The 20897-nt window shown below is 72.7% G+C and carries 18 protein-coding genes; 10 read left to right on the top strand and 8 right to left on the bottom strand.

Features of this window, described 5'->3' with window-relative positions:
• Window positions 1-83: 83 nt before the first annotated feature.
• The 7 genes from HHX40_RS31305 to HHX40_RS31335 all read left to right on the top strand — a co-directional run bounded on the left by HHX40_RS31305 (window position 84) and on the right by HHX40_RS31335 (window position 10374).
• Entirely contained in the window at window positions 84-860 is a 777-nt protein-coding gene (locus HHX40_RS31305) for a class I SAM-dependent methyltransferase (RefSeq protein WP_111701354.1), read from the top strand.
• Between the two features lie 65 nt (window positions 861-925).
• Complete coding sequence (locus HHX40_RS31310; RefSeq protein ID WP_182883457.1) at window positions 926-2485, top strand: hypothetical protein; 1560 nt, start codon at window positions 926-928, stop codon at window positions 2483-2485.
• 4 nt (window positions 2486-2489) lie between these two features.
• Window positions 2490-4574 carry a UvrD-helicase domain-containing protein gene (locus HHX40_RS31315; RefSeq protein WP_182883458.1) on the top strand — a complete coding sequence of 695 codons (2085 nt, stop codon included), beginning with the start codon at window positions 2490-2492 and terminating at the stop codon, window positions 4572-4574.
• Between the two features lie 62 nt (window positions 4575-4636).
• A complete protein-coding gene (locus HHX40_RS31320; protein ID WP_182883459.1) occupies window positions 4637-6514 on the top strand; it encodes a sigma factor-like helix-turn-helix DNA-binding protein in 1878 nt (625 codons plus the stop codon).
• 85 nt (window positions 6515-6599) lie between these two features.
• Window positions 6600-7772 (top strand): cysteine--tRNA ligase, encoded by a 1173-nt coding sequence (locus HHX40_RS31325; protein ID WP_182883460.1) that lies wholly within the window; start codon window positions 6600-6602, stop codon window positions 7770-7772.
• A gap of 746 nt (window positions 7773-8518) precedes the next feature.
• Complete coding sequence (locus HHX40_RS38000) at window positions 8519-8860, top strand: hypothetical protein (RefSeq protein WP_182883461.1); 342 nt, start codon at window positions 8519-8521, stop codon at window positions 8858-8860.
• Entirely contained in the window at window positions 8830-10374 is a 1545-nt protein-coding gene (locus HHX40_RS31335; RefSeq protein ID WP_182883462.1) for an HNH endonuclease signature motif containing protein, read from the top strand. The genes HHX40_RS38000 and HHX40_RS31335 overlap by 31 nt, the downstream gene beginning before the upstream one ends.
• Window positions 10375-10491: 117 nt before the next feature.
• Here the strand turns inward: HHX40_RS31335 and rraA are convergent, their stop codons facing one another.
• The 5 genes from rraA to mshB all read right to left on the bottom strand — a co-directional run bounded on the left by rraA (window position 10492) and on the right by mshB (window position 13928).
• Entirely contained in the window at window positions 10492-10974 is a 483-nt protein-coding gene (gene rraA, locus HHX40_RS31340; RefSeq protein WP_182883463.1) for a ribonuclease E activity regulator RraA, read from the bottom strand.
• A 25-nt stretch (window positions 10975-10999) separates the two neighbouring features.
• Window positions 11000-12007: an MBL fold metallo-hydrolase gene (locus HHX40_RS31345; protein ID WP_182883464.1), complete on the bottom strand. Its 1008-nt coding sequence runs from the start codon at window positions 12005-12007 to the stop codon at window positions 11000-11002.
• A gap of 51 nt (window positions 12008-12058) precedes the next feature.
• Window positions 12059-12505, bottom strand: coding sequence for a hypothetical protein (locus tag HHX40_RS31350; RefSeq protein WP_182883465.1), 447 nt, complete (start codon window positions 12503-12505; stop codon window positions 12059-12061).
• 61 nt (window positions 12506-12566) lie between these two features.
• On the bottom strand, window positions 12567-13013 hold the full coding sequence (locus HHX40_RS31355) for a DUF6113 family protein (RefSeq protein WP_111701344.1): 447 nt from the start codon (window positions 13011-13013) through the stop codon (window positions 12567-12569).
• 9 nt (window positions 13014-13022) lie between these two features.
• Window positions 13023-13928, bottom strand: coding sequence for an N-acetyl-1-D-myo-inositol-2-amino-2-deoxy-alpha-D-glucopyranoside deacetylase (gene mshB, locus HHX40_RS31360; protein ID WP_182883466.1), 906 nt, complete (start codon window positions 13926-13928; stop codon window positions 13023-13025).
• A gap of 42 nt (window positions 13929-13970) precedes the next feature.
• On the opposite strand from mshB, the gene HHX40_RS31365 reads away from it, so the two are divergent.
• Window positions 13971-16070, top strand: a complete 2100-nt coding sequence (locus tag HHX40_RS31365; protein ID WP_182883467.1) for a DPP IV N-terminal domain-containing protein — start codon at window positions 13971-13973, stop codon at window positions 16068-16070.
• 15 nt (window positions 16071-16085) lie between these two features.
• Here HHX40_RS31365 and HHX40_RS31370 read toward each other — a convergent pair whose 3' ends face one another.
• Both HHX40_RS31370 and HHX40_RS31375 read right to left on the bottom strand, forming a co-directional pair.
• Window positions 16086-17834 carry an ABC transporter ATP-binding protein gene (locus HHX40_RS31370; protein ID WP_182883468.1) on the bottom strand — a complete coding sequence of 583 codons (1749 nt, stop codon included), beginning with the start codon at window positions 17832-17834 and terminating at the stop codon, window positions 16086-16088.
• Window positions 17835-17845: 11 nt separating this feature from the next.
• On the bottom strand, window positions 17846-19540 hold the full coding sequence (locus HHX40_RS31375) for an ABC transporter transmembrane domain-containing protein (protein ID WP_182883469.1): 1695 nt from the start codon (window positions 19538-19540) through the stop codon (window positions 17846-17848).
• 100 nt (window positions 19541-19640) lie between these two features.
• On the opposite strand from HHX40_RS31375, the gene HHX40_RS31380 reads away from it, so the two are divergent.
• Complete coding sequence (locus HHX40_RS31380) at window positions 19641-19874, top strand: RNA polymerase subunit sigma-70 (protein ID WP_111701339.1); 234 nt, start codon at window positions 19641-19643, stop codon at window positions 19872-19874.
• Complete coding sequence (locus tag HHX40_RS31385) at window positions 19875-20453, top strand: Clp protease N-terminal domain-containing protein (protein ID WP_182883470.1); 579 nt, start codon at window positions 19875-19877, stop codon at window positions 20451-20453.
• 36 nt (window positions 20454-20489) lie between these two features.
• Here the strand turns inward: HHX40_RS31385 and HHX40_RS31390 are convergent, their stop codons facing one another.
• A complete protein-coding gene (locus HHX40_RS31390; RefSeq protein WP_182883471.1) occupies window positions 20490-20837 on the bottom strand; it encodes an STAS domain-containing protein in 348 nt (115 codons plus the stop codon).
• Window positions 20838-20897 lie beyond the last annotated feature (60 nt).

The following is a 20897-nucleotide window of genomic DNA, read 5'->3' on the forward strand; positions in this document are numbered from 1 at the left end:
CCGTGGTGATCAAGGCGTGGTGGCCAAGCCGCGGATCGAAGCGTGGTGATCCCGGCACCGGCCAGTAAGAATGCGAGCCGATCTTGAGGTACGAAACTCCCAGTCCCACTCGATGGAACGCTCGCGCCTACGACAGCTCCTTCGGCTACGTCTCGCCCGTCGGCGCGCCGCTGGTGGACCTGCTCGACCCCCGCCCCGGTGAGCGGGTGCTCGACCTCGGCTGCGGCACCGGGGTGATGACCGCCGAGATCGCGGCGCGCGGCGCCCACGTGCTGGGCATCGACGGCTCCCACGCGATGATCGAGCAGGCCATCGCCCATCACCCCGGCCTCGACTTCACCGTCGGCGACGGCCACGACTTCACCGTGGCCCAGTCGTACGACGCGGTCTTCTCGAACGCCGCCCTGCACTGGATGAGCCGCGACCCGGACGCCGTGATCGAATGCGTGCGCGAGGCGCTGCGGCCGGGTGGCCGGTTCGTCGCCGAGATGGGCGGCGCGGGCAACTGCGCGGCCCTGACCTCGGCCATGCTCACCGCCTGGCGCGAGCACGGCCTGCGCGAGCCCGAGCTGCCGTGGTACTTCCCCGGCCCGGCCGAGTACGCCCTGCGGCTGGAGAAGGGCGGGTTCACGGTGCGGCTGCTCGAACACTTCGACCGTCCCACGCCTCTCGACGAGTGCCCCAACGGCGCGGCCGACTGGGTGCGGCTGTTCGCCGGCCCGCTGCTCGACCGGGTCCCTCCGGCGACCGTCGAGCCGCTGCTCCGGCGGGTCAACGAGCTGGCCGCCCCGGCGCTGCGGCGCGAGTCGGGCTGGATGGCCGACTACGTACGCCTCCGTTTCGCCGCCGAACGCCACTGAGCCGACAACTGAGTCGGGAATCTCCAGCACGGCGAGGCGATTTGCCAGACTATGGTCTGGTCTTTGTGAGCGATGGGGACAGCATGAACTTCTGCCTGAGTGACCTCGTGCCACCACTGCGCTGGAGTGATGCCGCCCGCATCGGGACGCTCGACCGGCCGGGCCTGCCCGACGCCTGGTGGCGCACGCTCCCCCTGCACCGGGTGCTGGCCGTCGCGGACGCCGAGGCGCTCGCCGAGCTGCTCACCGTCCTCGCGCTGGAGCACTGGCCCGCCGCCGCCGTGGGCGACGTGCTGCCCGCGCTGCACGTGCTGGATCCCGACGAGGCCGACGACCCCCAGGTCGCGATCGCGCTCGACCGGGCGGGATCATGGCACGGCCTGCTCGCGCTGTCCGGCCGGGAGCTGGCCGACCAGCCCTTCGTCAAGGCGCGGCCGGTGCTCACCGCCCTGTTCTCCGCCGTCTTCGCCCGGCTGGCGGAGTCCTCGCGGACGACTCCGGAGCCTTCCTCGGAACCCGAATCCGAACCAGAGCCCGAGCCGGAACCGGAGCCGGCCGGCCTGCCCGAGCTGATCGACGCGGCCTTCGCCGACCTCGACGACCAGACCTGGATGGTGGCGCAGAACCGGGTCTTCACCGACGACCCGTCGGCGCCCGAGCAGCTGGCCAAGCTGCTCGCCGTACCCCCCGAGGTCCTCGCCGGCGCCGAGGCGGCCCTGCGCGGCCGGATCGCCCACTGGCTCGCGTCACCGGAGGCGGCGCCGTACAACGAGCACCTGGCCCGGCTCACCGCCGCGCTCGGGGTCGCGGTCCCGAAGGCGCGGCTGGTCGGGGCGGCCGACTGGCACGGGCGCGAACTGCGCTCGCTCGAGGTGCCCGCCTGGCGGTTCGTGCTCGCCACGCTGCCCGACCACCGTCTCTCCGGCGACTGGCTGGTGGCCGGGGACATCGAGGACCTGCGGGAGCGGACCCGCGGCCTGATCACCGCCGCCGAGCGGCCGCCGACCGTCTCGCAGGCGCTCGAACTGGTCCGCTCACTCGGCGTCCGTCCCGACGCGGCCAGGGAGTGGCTGGACAGCGTCCCCCAGTTACGCGCGCAGCGGGTGCCCCGCGGGAGCGGGCTCAAGGACGTGTCGCTGACCCGGCGGTGCTTCCGGCAGCCGGACGGCAGGTGGTGGCTGCGGGTCGACGTCTCCGGCGAACATCTCGGCGGCGCCGAGGTGATGCTGCCGACCGGGTTCGCGGCCTACGTCGGGCTCGCCCCAGGCGACACCCGGACCGTGCAGAGCGCCGCAGGGGACATCGGCCTCTCCTGGCACACCCGGCCGTCGCTGGGCTCGCTGCGGCGGATCCTCACCGAGGTCGCGGCCGAGGAGGGCAGCCACATCTTCCTGACCCTGTCCGAGGAGGGCCTGCTGCGCGTACGGCACCTGCCGGCGGCCGGCGGTGACGAGACGAGACGGGCGCTGCGCCTCGTCGGTTACACCGCTCCGGGCGGCACGCCCGAGCAGGCGGCACGGGTGATCGCGACGCGGGTCGGGCTCACCGGGCCCGCCGGGCGGCCGGAGATCCTCGCGCGGCTGCGCGAACGCGGGGACCGCGACCTGCTGTCCCTGCTGGGATAGCGGGATGCCCCGGCTCGCGCTCTCCCCGGAGTTCCTGCACGGGCTCGACGCGCTCCCCCGGCCCGTCCGCCGGGAGGCGATCCTCGCCGTGCGCCGCTTCCTGCTGAACGCCTCCACCGCACCGCACCCCGAGAGGGTGCGCAACTGCCGCGATCCCCGGGTCGCCACGCTGCGGCTCGCCGACCGCCACCGAGGGGTGGTCGTACGGCAGGACGACGTCTACTGGCTGCTGACCGTGCTGCCGGACGCCGAGGCGTGGTCGTACGCCCAGCGGCACCGGTTCGGGGTGAACACGGCCGTCGGGATCGTGGAGGTCTGGGACGCCGAGGCGCTGGAGCGGATCGAACCGGCCCTGCGCCGGGCGTCGCGGAGCGGCGGCCGTCCGGTGTTCGAGGACTTCTGCGACACCGACCTGCTGAACATCGGCGTGGACGCCCGCCTGCTGCCGCTGCTGCGGATGATGACGTCGGAGGCCCACCTCGCCGCGGTGGAGCCGCTGCTCCCGCGCAGCCAGTTCGCGCCGCTGTCGGCGCTGGCCCGGGGCGGCTCGCTCGCGGCGGCCTGGCGCGAGCTGGACGCCTGCCGTTGCCGGGCGGCCGACGAGGTCGACCCCGAGGACCTGCTCACCGCGCTGCGGCGCAGCCCCGACCGGGCGGCGTTCGCGGCCGACGCCGCCGAGCTGGAGCGGCTCGTCGCCCAGCCGCACTGGTGCACGTTCCTCTACCCGCCGCAGCACACGTACGCCAACTGGCCGGCGTACGACGAGCCGGTGCTGATCACCGGGGGCGCCGGCACCGGCAAGACGGTCATCGCGCTGCACCGCGCGGCCCTGCTGGCCCGGGCGGCCACCGGCCCTGTCCTGCTGGTCACGTTCTCGCAGGGCCTCGCGACCGAGCTGTCCGCGCGGCTCGACACGATGGTCGGCGACGAGCTGGTGCGCAAGCGCGTCGAGGTGGGGAACGTGGACCGGATCGCCCACCGCATCGTCGCCGAGGCGGAGGGCCGCGCCCCGGCGCTGGTCTCCTCCGACGACCTGGCCGGGCTGTGGCAGGAGGCGGCGGCCGGGCGCTTCGGGAAGCACTCGGGCAGGCGCTTCGGCAGCGCGTTCCTGCTGCGGGAGTGGGAACAGGTGATCCTCGCGCAGGACCTGCGGACGCTGGAGGAGTACCAGGCGGCGGCCCGGCCGGGCCGCAGCGTGCCGCTGGACGCCGGGGCGAGGACCCTGGTGTGGGAGGCCGTCCAGCACGTCATCGGGCGGCTGCGCGAGACGGGCCGGCGGACCCTTCTCCAGCTCGCCTCCGAGGCGGCGGGGCTGCTGGGGCGGGCCGTGGGCGACCTGCTGGGCGACCGGGAGCCGGGGCGGGAGCCGTACCGGCACATCGTGGTGGACGAGGCGCAGGACCTGCACCCCGCGCAGTGGCGGCTGCTGCGGGCCGCGGTCCCCGCCGCGCCGAACGACCTGTTCATCCTGGGCGACCCGCACCAGCGCATGTTCGACACGCGGGTCGCGCTCGCGGACGTCGGCATCCCCGTCCGCCGGTTCCATCTGAAGCTCTCCTACCGGCTGCCCCCGGAGATCCTTTCGTGGGGCGTGCGGCTGCGCGGCGGCGGGCCCGCCGACGGCCTGGTGGCGGGCAACGCCGGGCTGTACGGCTACCGCGGGCTGGGCCACGGTCCGCGCCCGATGGTGCGCGAGTACGTGACCCCGGCGGCGGAGATCGCCGGCCTCGTCTCGACGGTGGCCGAATGGCTGCGGGAAGGCGTGCCCACGGCCGAGATCGCGGTAGCCGCGCGTACCGCTGACCTCGTGCGCACCGCCCGTACCGCACTTCGCGAAGCGGGCATCACGGTCAAAGTCGCCTTGCTTCACGGGATGAAAGGGCTGGAATTCCGCCGGGTCGCCGTGATAGGCGTGGCTGACGGAATCGTGCCGGCGCCCGATGCGCTGACCCCGGCCGCCGAGGATCCGACGGCACGGGCGCACGATCTGCAACGCGAACGGGGGCTGCTCTACGTGGCGTGCACACGAGCGGGAGAGTTGCTCTACGTGTCCTATTCGGGACGCGCCAGTCCCTTCCTGCCTGTGTGACCACCTTGGCCTGATCCCCTAGTGTGAACTGCGGATATATTCCCCTCGCCGGTTGGACCTGCATGAACCTGAGCCTTAGCGACATCGTGCCTCCGCTGCGCTGGACCGCGCCCAGCCAGGTAGAGCCGATCGCGAGCGACCCCGGTCTTCCCGACGCGTGGTGGCAGGCACTCCCCCTCGACCGGGCCTGCGCGGCGGTGGGGACCGTCCAGATCGCCTCCCGGCTCGCCGACCTCACCAGCGCCTGCTGGGCGCATCTGGTCCTCGGCGACATCCTGCCGCTGCTGAGGTTCACCCACCCCGAGGAGAGCCTGCAGACGCCCGGGCCCCGCGATGTCGTCCACAAGCTGTTCATCGACGTCATCGACAGGCTGCTGGCCACCGAGCCGGCCGGGGAGCCCGCCGGGGTCCCGGTCCCGCCGGCCCTCCCCGAACGGCCGATGGCCGAGATCATCGACCAGATCTTCGCCCGGCTGGACGACCGCCAGCGGGCCATCGCCAGGGACCGGCTCTACTACGACACCTCCCAGCAGTCCGGCCAGCACCCCGGCCAGGCCCAGCGCGCCACGCTCGACGAGCTCGCCCAGCGCTTCTCCGTCACCCGCGAGCGGATCCGGCAGATCGAACGCGACCTGCGCGACCACGTGCTGGAATGGCTGCAGAGCCCGGCCGCCGCGCCGCTCAACGCCCACCTGGCCTGGCTGCGTACCCGGCTCGGCTCCGCGGTGCCCGCCGACGACCTCGCCGCGGCCGTGCCGTGGCACCGCACCGAGCTGATCACCCTCGCGATCCCCGCGTGGCGGTTCGTCCGCACACTGCTGACGGGGTACGACCAGGTGGACGGCTGGCTGGTCGCGGGCGGCGCGGACGAGCTCAGGGAGAAGACGCGCCAGCTGTTCTCCGACGGCCCCCGCCCGATGGACGAGGCGGTCGCGCAGGTGGCCCAGCTCGGCGTACGCGAGGACGTGGCCGAGCGCTGGCTGGCGTCGGTGCCGCACCTGCGCGTACTCGAAGGGCACGTCGTGCCCTGGCCGCGCAGCATGGGCGACAAGGCCGAGGCCGTGCTGGCGGTCTCCGGCGGACCGTTGACGCCGGAGGAGATCCAGGCCCGCATCGGCGAGGACTACAGCCTCGTCGGGCTGCGCAACCAGCTCGCCGCCGACGAGCGCTTCATCCGGCTCGACCGCAGCAAGTACGGCCTGCGCCGCTGGGGCGGCGAGGAGTACCTGGGCATCCGCGAGATGATCACCCGGGAGATCGAGCGCGCGGGCGGCGAGGCGTCCGTGAGCACGATCGTGGACAACCTCACCTCGCGCTACGACGTGAGCGAGAGCTCGATCAGGGCGTACGCCGGAGGGCCCGGGTTCGAACGCACCCAGCGCGGCTACATCAGGGTCGCGGGGCAGGCGCAGGGCGAGCCGTACCAGCCGCGCCGGGACGTCTCGATGACCCGGCGCTGCTTCCGCAGCCGCGACGGCCGGTGGTGGCACCGGGTCGACGTCAACGCCGAACACCTGCGGGGCTCCGGCTCGCCGCTGCCGACGGGTTTCGCGGCCCATCTCGGCATGGCGCCCGGGGGCCAGCTCACCGTGTCGACCTCGTCGGGCGAGGTGGTGATCAGCTGGCACAACCAGCCGACCATCGGATCGATCAGGAACGTGCTGGCCGACTACAACGCCTCCGAGGGCGACCACGTCTTCCTCACCGTCTCCGACGGCGGCGAACTGCTGACCCGGTTCCTGCCCGCCGCCGCGGCCGGGCTGCCCGCGATCAACCAGGCCCTGCACCTGATCGGGTACACCGCGCCGGTGGCGTCCGAGGCCGAGGGGCTGCGCCTCATCGGCGCGCGCATCGGCCTGGCCGAGGGAACCGGCCGGGAAGAGGTGCTCGACCGCCTGCGCGACCGCGGCGACCGCGAGATCCTCCGCTTCCTGTCCTGACCTTCCTCTTCTGACCGAGGGCTTCCTGACTCAGGTTCCTTGCTCGGGTGAAGGGGACGCCGGGCGCAGCACGTAGGCTCAAGGCATGTTGCGGCTCCACGACACCCTGACCCGGCAGATCGTGCCCCTCGTACCGGCGGGTTCGCGGATCCTGCGGATGCACACCTGCGCCGCACACGGGCCCACCGGTCTCGGCGACCCGCGCCCGCATCTGCTCGCCGACCTGATCCGCCGCCTCAGCGAGCGGGCCGGGTTGCGCGTCCTCGCCTGCCGGAACGTCTACGACCTCGGGCACGGGAGCGACGACGGAGCCTCGCTCGAAGCCGAGTCCCTCGCGCTCAACCTGCGCGCACCCGAGCACTCCCCCCGCACCAGCGAGACCATGGGCCTGATCATCGAGCTCATCGGACGGCTCATCGAGCGCGGCCACGCGTACGCCACCCCGGAGGGGGCGGTGCTGTTCGACGCGGCGTCCTTCCCCGCCTACGGGGAGATCCGCGGTGAAGCGGCCTCCGGCGACTGGACCCTGTGGGAGCCCGGCGACGAGGATGGCGCGGGCGCGGCCTGGAACGCGCCCTGGGGACGCGGGCTGCCGAGCCGCGACATCGAGTGCACGGCGACGCCGCTGCGGTTCCTCGGGCCGCGCTTCGACCTCTACGTCGGCGGCGACGACCTGCGCTCCCCGCACCACGAAAGGGTGCGGGCCCAGTCGAACGCCGCCACCGGCGAAGAGGCGGCCGCCCACTGGGCGCACGCCGGACGCCTGCTGTTCGAGGGCCGGCCGGTGGGCTCCGACGGCGGCTCGTCTGGTGAGTCTGAAGGTGACTTTCCCGGTGGTTCTCCTGATGGTTCTTCTGGCGGTTCTTCTGGCGGTTCTTCTGGCGGCGCCCTGACGCCGTCCCGCGTGGCCGCGGCGGGGCTCGACCCCCTGGCCGTACGGCTGGCCCTGCTGCGGCACCCTTACCGGCAGCAGGTGGACCTCACCTGGGACACCCTGAAGACGGCCGACGCGGAACTGCGCCGCCTGCGGCGGAGCGTGGCCGAGTGGGCGGAGTCGCCCAGCCGCCCGATCGACGCCGCGCACGCCGAACGCGTCCAGAGTGCGCTGGACAATGATCTCGACACCCCGGAGGCCCTGCGCCTGCTCGGCGACCTGGAGACCGACGAGTCGGTCGCGCCGGGAGCCAAGTTCGAGACCTTCCTCCACTTCGACCACGTGCTCGCCCTCGACCTGCCCGCCGAAATAGGCAGGATCTGACCTCCACGGCAGCGCTCCGGGCAGGCCGAGTTCCGAGCGCCTGCCGGCTCGATTCCAAGCGTCCTGCCGACTCTGTTTCGAGAGCACCGCCGGCTTGAGTTCCAGAAGCCGTCTCGGCTCGGGTTCCGGAAGTCGTTGCGGCTCGGGTTCCGGAGCACCGCCGGCTTGAGTTCCGGGAGCCGTCCCGGCGGTAGCAACCCGGACGCCTTGGCGGCGGCCAGGGCGCCTCTCGGCGGCCATGTTCCGCGAGTCCAACGCGAGTCCGCTGCGGTCCGCTGCGGGCGAGACGGAACTGCGGGCGGCGAGCTGCCGCATCATCCGACATCCCCTGGCGACAAATCGCCCGACAAATGGCTGAAACACGTTGATGAACCGCCGATTTGTGACTCCAACAAATCGCCATGCAGAGGTGTTCACGGCGCGCTGACATGGAAGAATTCATACAGGATTTCGAATCAGCGAGCGGTGAGGAGACGTGATGGATCTGTTCGACACTGATCCTGAGCACCTCCGTCGTTCGAACGATAATGGTGATGGCGACTGGTGGGATCAGCTCACCGCCAACTCGCCCCTCTGGTCGTCCGAGGGCGCACTTGCCCGTGAATATGTGCCGATCGTCGAGCCCAGGGCGCGGAAGCACGCGAGCCGGTTCGACGATTCGGCGAAAACGCCCAACTTCGACCGCGCATTCGAGACTCGTGGCGGCAACGCGCCCGATACTGATTTCACCGGTGATGAGACCGCGAGTGGTGTCTCTCCTGACGGCGTCGGAGGAGGAGCCTGGAGCGACGATCCCGCTGGCGTTCCCTACTGCGCTTTGGCGGGCGATCCGGGCGGTTTTCCTGGTGGCGCTTCTGGTGCTGTTCCCGGTGGTGCGTCGGACGGTGCCGCGGGCGCTGGCCAAGGTGATGTGGGTCGGGGTCGGGATGCGGGCCCTGATCGGGATGCCGAGGGCGCGCCTGGTGGCGCGCCTGACGGCGCCGCGGGCGCTGGCCGGAACGATGCGGGCCCGGACCGGGATGCTTCTGGTGCCGGTGGGTCGTCGTCGTGGGTGGCGGTGGCGGCGGTTGGTGAGGCGGCGCGGGTAGTGGCGCTGGTGCCGGTGCCTGAGTCGGCGGAGGTGTGTCTGGCCGAGGCCGAGGAGTTGCTGGTGGCCCGTGACCGGATCACTTCGGCGTTGGCCGCCCGGGTGGGCCGGGTGCATCGGTCCGGGGAGGCGAGGAACCAGGGGCATGCCTCCACCAGGTTGTGGTTGCGCTCTGTCGGGGGGATGACCATCCCCGGAGCCGGTCGGTTGGTGACGATGGGCGTGGAGTTGGGTCGTCTGTCGCGGGTGCGTGAGCGGTTCGCCGAGGGCAGCCTGGCCGAAGGCATCGTGGAGGCGATCTGCACCGCCACCTCCGGGTTGACCGATGAGCAGGCGACCACCGCCGAGGGGATTCTGCTGGAGTTGGCGGGTTCGGCGGGTGCGGCGGAGGTGGCCAAGGCGGGGCGGTATCTGCGGGCGGTGCTGGACCCCGACGGCCACGAGCAGGACGAGCAGGCCGACTTCGACCGCCGGTTCTTCCGGGTCCGGCGGCGCAGGAACGGCGGGCTGGAGGGAGAGTTCTACCTCCCGGTCGAAGCCGCCGCGCGGATGCAGCACCTGCTGGACGTCTACGCCAGGCCCAAGGCCGAGGGCGACGACCGCACCCCGAGCGTGCGGAACGCCGATGCGGTCATCGCGTTCCTGGAGAACAAGATCGCGGCCGAGCTCCTGGTACTGGTCAACGCCGAATCCCTCCCCGACGACCCCCCAGCCGACGAACCCTCAGCCGACGAACCCTCACGCGAGCCCGCAGGCACCGACCCCTCAGGTGATCCCACAGCCAGCCCTTCAGACGACCCCACAGACGACCCCACAGCCGACCCCACAGGCGACCCCACAGCGGACCATGCCACCAGCGGCCCCTCAGACACCGATCCGAGCGACGGCCCTGGCCCCGACTTCTCCGGCACCTACCCAGGCCCTGGTCCTGATCCCGACCTGTCGGGCACCGGCCCGATGGGCACCTGGCTGGGAGGAGACGCCCAGGTGGGGCGCGAGACCTGGCCGGGAGGCCGGGCGTGGCTGGGAGGCAGCGTCCGGCGGGAAGGTGATGCCTGGGAGGGGGTGGGGGTGAACAGTCCGCCGCCGGGGGTGTGGTTGCGGGGGTTGCCGGGGTTGATCCTGGCGACCGGGCATCTGCTGCCCGTCTCCAGCGTGCATCGCCTGGCCCGTACCAGCACGTTGGTGCGGATCGTGATGGACGCCGGTGGGCAGGTGCTGGACATGGGCCGCAAGGTCCGCCTGGCGACCCCGGCGCAGCGGCGGGCGGTCTTCGCCCGGTATGCGACCTGCTGGGTGGACGGCTGCCCGCTGCCGGCCACGATGTGCCAGATCGACCACGCCGAGGACTGGTGCAGCGGCGGGCTGACCGACCTCAAGCTGCTGGGACCGGCGTGCCAGTTCCACAACCGCGACCGCTACCGCCACCCCACCCGCTACACCCGCCGCAAGATCGGAGACGACCGCTGGGCCTTCACCTACCGCAACCCCCGCACCACCCGACTGCGGGTATAGGGGCGGGCGGCGCGTGGGAGCCGGGCGGGCCGTCAAAGGTCGAGGCCGGTCAGAAACCGACATCGACCAGAAGTCAGCGTCGGTCAGAAGTCAGCATCGGTAAGAAGCCGAGGCCGGTCAGAGGTCGAGGCGGTCGGGGGCGACGAGGATGCCGTCCTCGTCGCTGTAGAGCCATTCGCCGGGGGCGAAGGTGACCTCCCCGAAGGTCACCGGGACGTCGACCTCCCCCAGGCCGGTCTTGGCGCTCTTGCGGGGATTGGAACCAAGTGCCTTGATGCCGAAGTCCAGGCCGGCGAGCGCCGCCGTGTCGCGTACGGCGCCGTTGACGACCACGCCCGCCCAGCCGTGCTTCAGGGCGGCGGTCGCGATCACGTCGCCGAGCAGCGCCGTACGCAACGACCCGCCGCCGTCGACCACCAGCACCCGGCCCTCGCCCGGCGATCCGATGGCCTGTCTGACCAGCGCGTTGTCCTCCAGGCAACGGATGGTGGAGATCCGGCCGGAGAACCGCGGACGCGAGCCGTACGAACGGAACTGGGTTAGGCAACTGCGCAGCGCGTCGCCGTGGGCGTCGTAGAGATCAGCGGTGGCGAAGCTCATGCGGGAATTGTGCCAAAGCGCCTCGTCAGGGCAGCCTACGGCTCTCGCCGACCGCCAGGTCCCACAGGTCGCCCGGGTCGAGGCCGCGCGACTCCCAGGCGGCGCGGGCCTCGCGCACCGGTTCCAGGAGCGGCTCGCCGGACAGCACGAAGGTGCCCCAGTGCATCGTCGCCATCCGCCGGGCGCCCACGTCGATGCATCCCTGTACGGCCTGCCCGGGATCGACGTGAGAGACCTTCATGAACCAGCGGGGATCGTAGGCCCCGACGGGCATGAGGGCGAGGTCGATGCCCGGATAACGCTCACCGATCTGGGCGAACCGTTCCCCGTAGGCCGTGTCGCCCGCGAAGTAGACCCGGTGCTCGGAGGAGGTGAGCACCCAGCCGCCCCACAGTGTCCGGCAGGTGTCCCACAACGTACGGCGGCTCCAGTGGTGGGCCGGGACGAAGTCGAACGACACCTCGCCGAGGCGGGCCGACTCCCACCAGTCCAGTTCGGTCACGTTGTGGAAGCCCCGGCGCCGGAACCAGGCCGCGAGCCTGGCGGGCACGAAGACGGCCGTGTCTCGCGGCAGGCGGCGGATGGTCGGCGCGTCGAGGTGGTCGTAGTGGTTGTGACTGATCACGACCGCATCGACCTTGGGCAGATCCGACCAGGCGACGCCGGGAGGGGTCAGCCGCTGGCGCACTCCGGGGATCTTCCGGGACCACACCGGGTCGGTCAGGACGGTCAGCCCGCCGATCTGCAGCACGAACGTCGCGTGGCCGACCCAGGTCACCATGGTCTCGGTCGCGGCGGCGCGGGGCAGGCCCACACGTTGGACAGGAATCTGGTCGCCGTCGCCGATGTCGGGCCTGAGCTGCCCGTGCCACATGACGCTCGTCACCTCTCGGAAGTCCGGGAGGGGAGCGGTCAGCCGGTCGGCGAAGCTCGACGGCCACCGGCGGGGAGTGGTGGCGGGCCGTACGACGACATCGGAAGAAACGCGTATTTCTGGGGCCTCAGGGCTCTCCGGCTGGATCGTCTGCGACATGGGGAACTCCCTTCCGCTCTCATGATCCCCACGAGACCGGAAATATTCCTCCTACGACCGGCGGATTCGATTCCCCCTCCATCGCGCCCTCGCCCACAGGGGACGCAGCCGGGGATAGCCGCCGTCGTCGAGGCCGGCCATCCGTTCGAAGAGGTTCCACGAACCCGGATGGCCGCAGAGGGCGAACGAGACCGCCGAGGCGACGAGGTACAGCACGACCATCGGCAGGCCGACGCAGAAGGCGTACTGCGTGGCGTGGCGCGCCTCGTGGTCGAGCAGCCGGCCGGTGAGATAGCCCTCGCCGTACTTGGTGAGGATCACGTTGCCGACCGTGAAGGCCCCGGCGACCGGGAACGGGATCCGGTAGCCGTGCGCGTAGACGAGCCCCCGCTCCCCCCTGCACGTGCGTGCCCGGCCGAGCCTCGCGATCAGCAGGCCGAGGGGTGTGGAGAGATTGGCGTAGTTGATGACCTGCCGGACCCGGTGCGACCGCCGCATGTCCCCAGGATCGGCGACTCTCCGGAGCCGGGCAAGCTGCCGGGCAGGCTACATGACAAGCTCACGCCCGGCCGTACGACCGCAGCAGCCAGGAGCCGGTGGAGCGGGTCACGGCCACGGCGGCCGCGACGGCGAGGACGCCGCCGTAGAGGTACCAGTAGCCGGCGGGGTTCCCGGCGATCGCGAGGTCGCCGGCCCGCTGCGGCGTGGACAGCACGAACGACACGAGGAGCCAGCCGGCGGCCGGGACGAGGGCCCCCAGCTTGCCGCCCATCATCCTGCCCATCGCGTACGGCAGGGCGAACAGCACGACCAGCCACGCGATCGCGGCGATCGGCAGCCCGCCCAGGTACCACGCGTGCTGGAAGCCGCCGACGACCCCCAGCACGAGCCCCAGCAGGAAGAGCATGCCGTAGGCCGCGCCTGCCACGGCCCCGGCCACAGGACCGGCGTCAGGGCCGGGACCGTCCTCGGCCCCGACCTGCGTCTCCTCGGTCTCCGGGGTCATAGCGCCAACCTAGCCGATGCCGGAGAACAGGTCGCTCTCGCGGTCGTACGGCTCGCCGATGCCTCCCGCCTCCGGGGGCACGCCGATGCCGGGCGGCCCGGGCACCCCCGCGCGCAGGATGTAGTGCTCGACCCCGAGGATCTGCTGGCCGACGTTGTTCGACAACGCGAACCAGGGCGCGTCGACCGCGATCTGGGTCGCGTGCGCCCGCATCGCGTCGACCTTGGCCTCGACGTACGGCCGGGCGTCGATCTCGGTCGTCACGTCCTCGTCGGGGCACGACGGCAGGTCCTCGACCGAGTCGGGCACCCAGAAGCCGACGCGGGTCTCGCGCATCGTCTCCGTCGTACGCCGCAGCACGGACCTGGGCATCGCGGTGCAGTAGAACTTGGCGACGCGCCACGGCTCCCCGCCGGGGTGCTCCGGGTCGGCGGCCAGTTCGAAGGCCCGCCAGGAGACGCGGTACGCCTGGATGTGGTCGGGGTGGCCGTAGAAGCCGTTCTCGTCGTAGGTGACGAGCACCTGCGGCCTGACCTCCCGGATCACCTTGACCAGCTCGCCCGCGGCCTCGTCGAGGCCGACCCGCCAGAAGCAGCCGGGGCGGTCGTTGGCCGCCCCGCCCATCATCCCCGAGTCGCGCCAGCGGCCGGCGCCGCCGAGGAACCGGTGATCGGTGACGCCGAGCGCCTTGCACGCCGCGGTGAGTTCGCCGATGCGGTACGTGCCGAGGGTGTCGTCCCGGTCGGCCGCGTGGTGGGCGAGCTCCGGGGGAATGACCTCGCCCTCCTCGCCGAGGGTGCAGGTCACGAGCGTCACGTGGGCGCCCTCGGCGGCGTACTTGGCCATGGTCGCGCCGGTGCCGATGGTCTCGTCGTCGGGGTGGGCGTGCACGAGCAGCAGACGGCGGTCAGTCATGCCTCCGAGGGTAGTGCCCTCCTGCTGGCAGTATGAGGAGCTATGACGGAGAGCTTCCCACGGTTGCATGCCAGGACCCGGCGGTTCACCCTCGGGGTGCCGCGCGGCTTCACGATCTCCCCCGACGGTGGTCGTGTGGTCTTCCTCAGGACGAGGTCGGGCACCGATCCCGTGACGTGCCTGTGGGAGCTGGACGTGCTGTCCGACGGCGCGACCGGCGCCGAGCGGCTGGTCGTCGACCCGCTCGCGCTCGGCGCGGCCGACGAGGACCTGCCGCCGGAGGAGCGCGCCCGCCGTGAGCGGTCGCGGGAGTCGGCCGGCGGCGTGGTGGCGTACGCCACCGACCGGGAGACGCGGCTCGCCGTCTTCGCGCTGTCCGGCGAGCTGTACCTCGCCGAACTCGCCACGGGCGAGGTGCGGCGGCTCCCGGCGGCGGGGCCGGTCATCGACCCCCGCCTCGACCCCACCGGCACGCGGGTGGCGTACGTGACGGGCGGCGCCCTGCACGCGCTGGAGATCGCTACCGGGACCGACACCCTGCTCGCCGAGCCGGAGAGCGACACGGTCACCTACGGCCTCGCGGAGTTCATCGCGGCCGAGGAGATGGACCGGATGCGCGGCTACTGGTGGTCGCCCTCGGGGGACCGCCTGCTCGTGGCCCGGGTGGACGAGGCGCCGGTCGCGCTCTGGCACATCGCCGACCCGGCCAACCCCTCCCGCGAGCCCGTCCCCCAGCGCTACCCCGCCGCCGGCACGGCCAACGCCGAGGTCACGCTGTGGGTCATCGGCCTGGACGGCACGCGTACGGAGGTGCCGTTCGAGCAGGAGTACCTGGCGACGGCCGTGTGGGACGCCCACGGCCTCGCGCTCGTGACGCTCTCGCGGGACCAGAGGAGCATGCGCCTGCTGTCGGCGGACCCGGACACGGGCGAGACGACGATCCTGCGTGAGGACACCGATCCGGCCTGGGTGGAGATCGTCCCCGGCGTGCCGGCGCGTCTGTCCGGCGGGACGCTCGTCTGGGTGGCCGACGCCGAGGGCGGGCGTCGCCTCGTGGTCGGCTCCGAGCCGGTCACGCCGCCGTCGCTGCAGGTCCGCGCGGTGCTCGACGTGGACGGTGACACGGTGCTCTTCCAGGCGAGCGGCGACTCCACCGAGATCCACCTGTGGACGTACCACGACGGCACCCTCAGCCCGGTGACCACCGAGCCGGGCGTCCACTCCGGCCGCCGTGCGGGCGGGACGACGCTCGTCATCCGGCAGAGCCTCGACACCGAGGGCGTGACGGTGTCGGTCAGACCAGCGTCTGCAGGGGGATCCTCGATCAGGTCGGTGGCGGAGCGGCCCGGCCTGGAGCCGCGTGTCTCGCTGGTCCGCGCGGGCGAGCGCGAACTGGCCGCGGCGGTCCTGCTGCCGTCCTGGCACGTGCCCGGCTCGGGCCCGCTGCCCGTCCTGATGGACCCGTACGGCGGGCCGCACGCGCAGCGGGTGCTGTCCGCCCGCCGGATGTTCCTGGAGTCCCAGTGGTGGGCCGAGCAGGGCTTCGCGGTGATCGTGGCCGACGGGCGGGGCACGCCGGGGCGCGGCCCGGCCTTCGAGCGGGAGATGCTGCACGACTTCACGATCTCCCTGCAGGACCAGGTGGACGCCCTCCAGGGCGTGGCGGCCCTGCACCCGGGCGATCTCGACCTGTCGCGGGTGGCGATCCGGGGCTGGTCGTTCGGCGGCTACCTCGCCGCGCTCGCGGTGCTGCGCCGCCCGGACGTGTTCCACGCCGCCGTCGCGGGGGCGCCGGTCACCGACTGGCGGCTGTACGACACCTGCTACACCGAGCGCTACCTCGGCCACCCGGACGAGGGCCACTACGAGAGGTCGTCCCTCCTGGGCGACGCCGAGAAGGGCGCCGGGAGTGAGACCGGGAAGCAGGAGCGCCCGCTGCTGCTGATCCACGGCCTGGCCGACGACAACGTGGTCGCCGCGCACACGCTGCGGCTGTCGTCGGCCCTGCTCGCGGCGGGGCGCCCGCACACCGTGCTCCCGCTGTCGGGCGTCACGCACATGACCCCGCAGGAGGTCGTCGCCGAGAACCTGCTGCTCCTGCAGCTCGACTTCCTCAAGAAGTCCCTGAACATGACCGGCTGAACATGACCGGCTGAGTCACCGGGCGGTGCCGTGCCAGCTGTCCCACAGCGCGGCGTAGGCGCCGCCCGCCGCCACCAGTTCGTCGTGGGAGCCCAGCTCGCTGATCCGGCCGTCCTCCACGACGGCCACCCGGTCGGCGTCGTGCGCCGTGTACAGCCGGTGCGCGATGGCGATCACCGTACGGCCCTCCAGCACGGCCGCGAGCGAGCGCTCCAGGTGGCGGGCGGCGCGCGGGTCGATCAGCGAGGTGGCCTCGTCCAGCACGAGCGTGTGCGGGTCGGCCAGGACCAGCCGCGCGAGCGCGAGCTGCTGCGCCTGGGCGGGCGAGATCGCCGCGCCGCCCGAGCCCACGGTCGTGTCCAGGCTCCGCGGCAGCGCGGCCACCCACTCCCAGGCGTCCACGGCCTCGAGGGCGCGGCGTACGTCCGGGTCGGCGGCGTCCGGGCGGGCGATCAGCAGGTTGTCGCGCAGCGTGCCCCGGAACACGTGGTGCTCCTGGGTGACCAGCGCGACGTGCCCGCGCAGCTCGTCGAGCGGCAGCTCGACCAGCGGGACCCCGCCGACCGTGACCGACCCGGTCCGCGGCCCGTGCACCCCGGCCAGCAGCCGGCCGAGCGTGGACTTGCCCGCCCCGGACGGCCCGACCATGGCCAGCCGCTCCCCCTGGCGTACGTCGAGGTCGACGCCGTGCAGCACGTCGTGGCCGGGGCGGTAGGCGTACCGCACGCCGCCGGCCTTCAGCTCCTCCCCCACCGGCCGGGCGGTTCCGGCCGCGCGGTCGTCGGGGACGCCGCCGACGCCCAGGAGCCGGGCCATCGAGGCCGCGCCGACCTGCAGCTCGTCCGTCCACGACAGCAGCCGGTCGAGCGGGTCGATGAGCTGCTGGACGTACAGCGTGGCGGTGGTCACCTGGGCCACCGACACCCAGCCCTCGATGTGGAAAAGCCCGCCGACGAGCAGGGTCGCCACGACCGGGACGACATAGCTGAACTCGACGGCCGGGAACCACACCATGCGCAGGCCGAGGGTGTAGCGCTCGGCCGCGAACGACCGGGCGATGTCCCGGTCGGTCCGCTCGTGGCGGCGGTCCCGCAGGCCCAGCGCCTCGATGGTGCGCGCGCCCTCGACCGTCTCGGCCAGGCCCTCGGTCATGTCGGCGTACGCCGCGTTCTCGCGCAGGTAGCCGTCCCTGGCGCGGGTGAGGTACCACCTGGTGGAGATCCACAGCAGCGGTACGGCGATCAGCGACGGCACGGCCATGAGCGGCCCGACGAGGATCACGGCGCCGACGACGAAGGCGCCGGTCACGACGGCGATCAGCGTCTCCGGCACGGCGTGCCGCACGGTGCGCGACAGCGCGTCCACGTCCCGGGAGGTGCGGGTGAGCAGGTCACCGGCGCCGGCCCGCTCGACCGTCGACAGCGGCAGTGCGAGCACCTGGCCGACGAAGTCCTCCCGCAGTTCGGCCAGGACCTTCTCGCCCAGCCGGGAGGAGGCGTACACCGCGAACCTGATCAGCACCGCCTGCGCGGCCACGAAGGCGGCGATGGCCAGGGCGACCGCGTCCACGCGCAGACCGGCCCTGCCCTCGGCGAGGCCCTCCACCAGGCCGCCGAGCATCCGGGGGGCGACCAGGCCCGCGACGGCCGCGAGGGCGTGCAGGGCCAGCGCCAGGCCCAGCTCACGCGGATACTTCAGCGTCAGCCGGCGCGCGTAGGCGCGCACCTGCGCCCGGTCGGCGACCGGCAGGATCTCGCGGGCCATTCCTGAACCTCTCAGTCCTCTCCGCGGGTGACGGCCGAGCGGTAACCGGGCGACGTGCCGAGCAGCGTGCGGTGGCCGCCCTCGGCCCGCACCACGCCGCCCTCGACGTACAGCACGTGGTCGGCCCGGTCCAGCACGAGCGGGCTGGTCGTGCAGACGAGGGTCGTCCGGCCGGCCCGCGCCTTGCCCAGCCGCTCGGCGACGCGGGCCTCGGTGTGGGCGTCGACCGCGCTGGTGGGCTCGACCAGGATCAGGATCTCGGGGTCGGCGAGCAGCGCCCGGGCGAGCCGCAGCCGCTGCTGCTGGCCGCCGGAGAACTCCCGGCCCGACTCGGCCACGTACGCGTCGAGCCCGTCGGGCAGGGCCGCCACGATGTCCTCGGCGCAGGCCGCGTACAGCGCCTGGCCGATCTCCTCGTCGCCGGCCGCGCCGCGCACGTCCAGCTCGTCGCGCAGCCGTCCGGAGAACAGCCGCGCGCCGTTGTCGGCGACCACGATGTGCTCCCTGACCTCGGCGAGCGGCAGGTCCGCCAGCGGCGCGCCGCCGAGCGTGACGTCGCCGGGGGCGAAGGCGCCCAGGCGGTCGGCGACGGCGATCGCGTCCTCGGGCGCGGCGGCGGCGAGCGCGGTCAGCCGTCCGGGCCGGACCTCGACGCCCGACTCGCCGTCGCGGAGTGTGCCCTCGCCGGCGGTGAAGCGGGCGTCGCCACCCGTGATCTCGGGCTCCAGCGACAGGATGCGGCAGACGCGGCGGGCCGCCACGTGCCCCTTGGTGAGCTTGTCGGCGGCCTCGGTCAGCGTGCGCAGCGGCGCGATCAGGAAGACCGCGTAGCCGTAGAACGCCACGAGCTGGCCGGGGGTGATGCGGCCGTCGAGCGCGAAGTGCGCGCCGAGCCAGGTCACGCACGCGATCAGCACGCCGGGCAGCAGGATCTGGGCGCCTTCGAGCAGGGACTCCACGGAGGCCACCCGGACGCCGGCGTGCCGTACGCGCTGCGACTCCTCGCGGTAGCGCGCGGCGAAGACCTGCTCGCCGCCGACTCCCCGCAGCACCCGCAGGCCCGCCACGATGTCGGCGGCGCGGGTGGCGAGGTCGCCCTGCAGGTCGCGCTGCTCGTGCTGACGCCGGTGCAGCGGCTTCAGCAGGGGACCCACGGCGGCCGCCATCAGCGGCACGCCGATCAGCACGACCAGGCCGAGCGGGACCGACGTGGCGATGAGGATCACCGTCACCGCGACGATCGCGACGACCGCCCCGGCGCCGCGGAGCAGGATGTCCATCGCGTTGCCGATCTGCGCGATGTCCGAGTTGCCCACGCTGACGACCTCGCCGGTCGACAGCCGCTTGGGCAGCGTCGCCCCGAGCCTGGCCGCCTGCCGCACGGTGACCTGCACGGTGCGGTACGCCGCCGACAGCCAGGTGAAGACGGCGAAGCGGTGGCGCATGACCCCGGTGACCGCCTGGACCACACCGAGTCCGAGCAGCACCGCCGACCAGGTGAGGAGCGTTTTCGAGTCCGCCGCGGTGACGGCGTCGACGGCCCGGCCGACCGCGGACGGCACCAGCGCCTGGCCCAGCCACCACAGCACCGAGAGGCCCACTCCGGCCAGCAGCGGGGCGCTCTGGGCGCGCGCCACCCACCACAGGTACCGGAGGGGCCCGCGGGCGTCTGGAGTGCCGGGATCGGTCACAGGAAGAGAGCGCATGGTTGTTCCAGCCTCGCAAGATCGCAGGTCGGAGGGCAAATCGTTTTCTTTGCCGTCAACCAGGGTTGACATGATCGCGCCGTCAACCTATGTTGACGACATGAGCGACACGGCACAGCTGGCGAGCGACGCCGGCAGCCGCGATCCGGCCATCGGCCTGCGGGCCGTACGGGCCCTGCGGCTGCTGGTGGAACGGCTCGAGGCGCTACAGGTGGAGAACGCGCGCGCGGCGGGATGGTCCTGGCAGGACATCGCGCTCCTGCTCGGGGTGTCCCGGCAGGCGGTGCACAAGAAGTACGCGGGCGGCCGAGGACTGCTGAGACGGGAGAAGTAGATGTTCGAACGGTTCACCGAAGACGCCCGGCAGGCCGTGCGGCAGGCCGTCGAGGAGGCCCGGCGACTGCGGCACGGGCAGGCGGGCACCGAGCACCTCCTGCTCGGCCTGCTGAGCGTCACGGACTCGGCCTCCGCCCGGCTCCTCGCGGCCCGTGGGGTCGACCACGAGCGGGTGCGCACGGAGATCCTGCGCATCCGCGGCAACACGGCCGGCGGGGAGATCGACGCCGAGGCCCTGGAGACGATCGGCATCGACCTGTCGGCCGTGCGGCGGAAGGTCGAGGAGGCCTTCGGCCCCGGCGCGCTCGACCACGAGGCGCCCCGGGGCCGCCGGGGGGTCCCCGGCGGCGGCCGCTGGGCGACCGTCACCCCGCGGAGCAAGAAGGTGCTCGAACTCGCGTTGCGCGAGGCCGTCGCGCTCAAGAGCAAGGAGATCCGCGACGGGCACATCCTCCTCGGCATCATCCGGGAGGGCGAGGGCCTGGGCGTACGGGTCCTCGCCGATGCGGGGGTGAACCTGGTCGCCCTCCGGGAGGACGTCAAGAGTCACCTGGCCGGCGCGGGGCGGCAGCGGTGACAGCGGTGACAGCGGTGACCGGGGCCGACCGGCCGGTCAGTCGGTCGCGGCCGCGACCGCGTCCGTGACGCTTCCGTAGATGGGGAACGCGGCGTACAGCCCGGTGACCGTGAGGATCCTCCGGAAGACGCCCTCGACACCGGCGAGCCTCATGAAGCCGCCCGCCGCGACGGCGCGGTCGTGCGTCTCCAGCAGCAGCCGCAGCCCCATGGAGTCGCAGAATCCGAGCCGGGCGGTGTCCAGGACGAGCCGGGTGTAGCCCTCGTCGAGCAGCTTGTCCAGCGCGGGGCGCAGCCGCTCGCCCGAGATCACGTCGAGCTCACCGGTCAGGGTGACGAGAGTGTGCGTCGCCTCATGGCTCACCGTGACGGCAAGTCTCGTCATCGCCTGTCCTCAGCCCGGAAAGATCTACAGAGAAGCTACACCTCTGAGCATCCCACGGCG

It is taken from the genome of Microbispora sp. H10949, from assembly GCF_014161435.1.
GTDB classification, from domain to species: Bacteria; Actinomycetota; Actinomycetes; order Streptosporangiales; family Streptosporangiaceae; genus Microbispora; species Microbispora triticiradicis.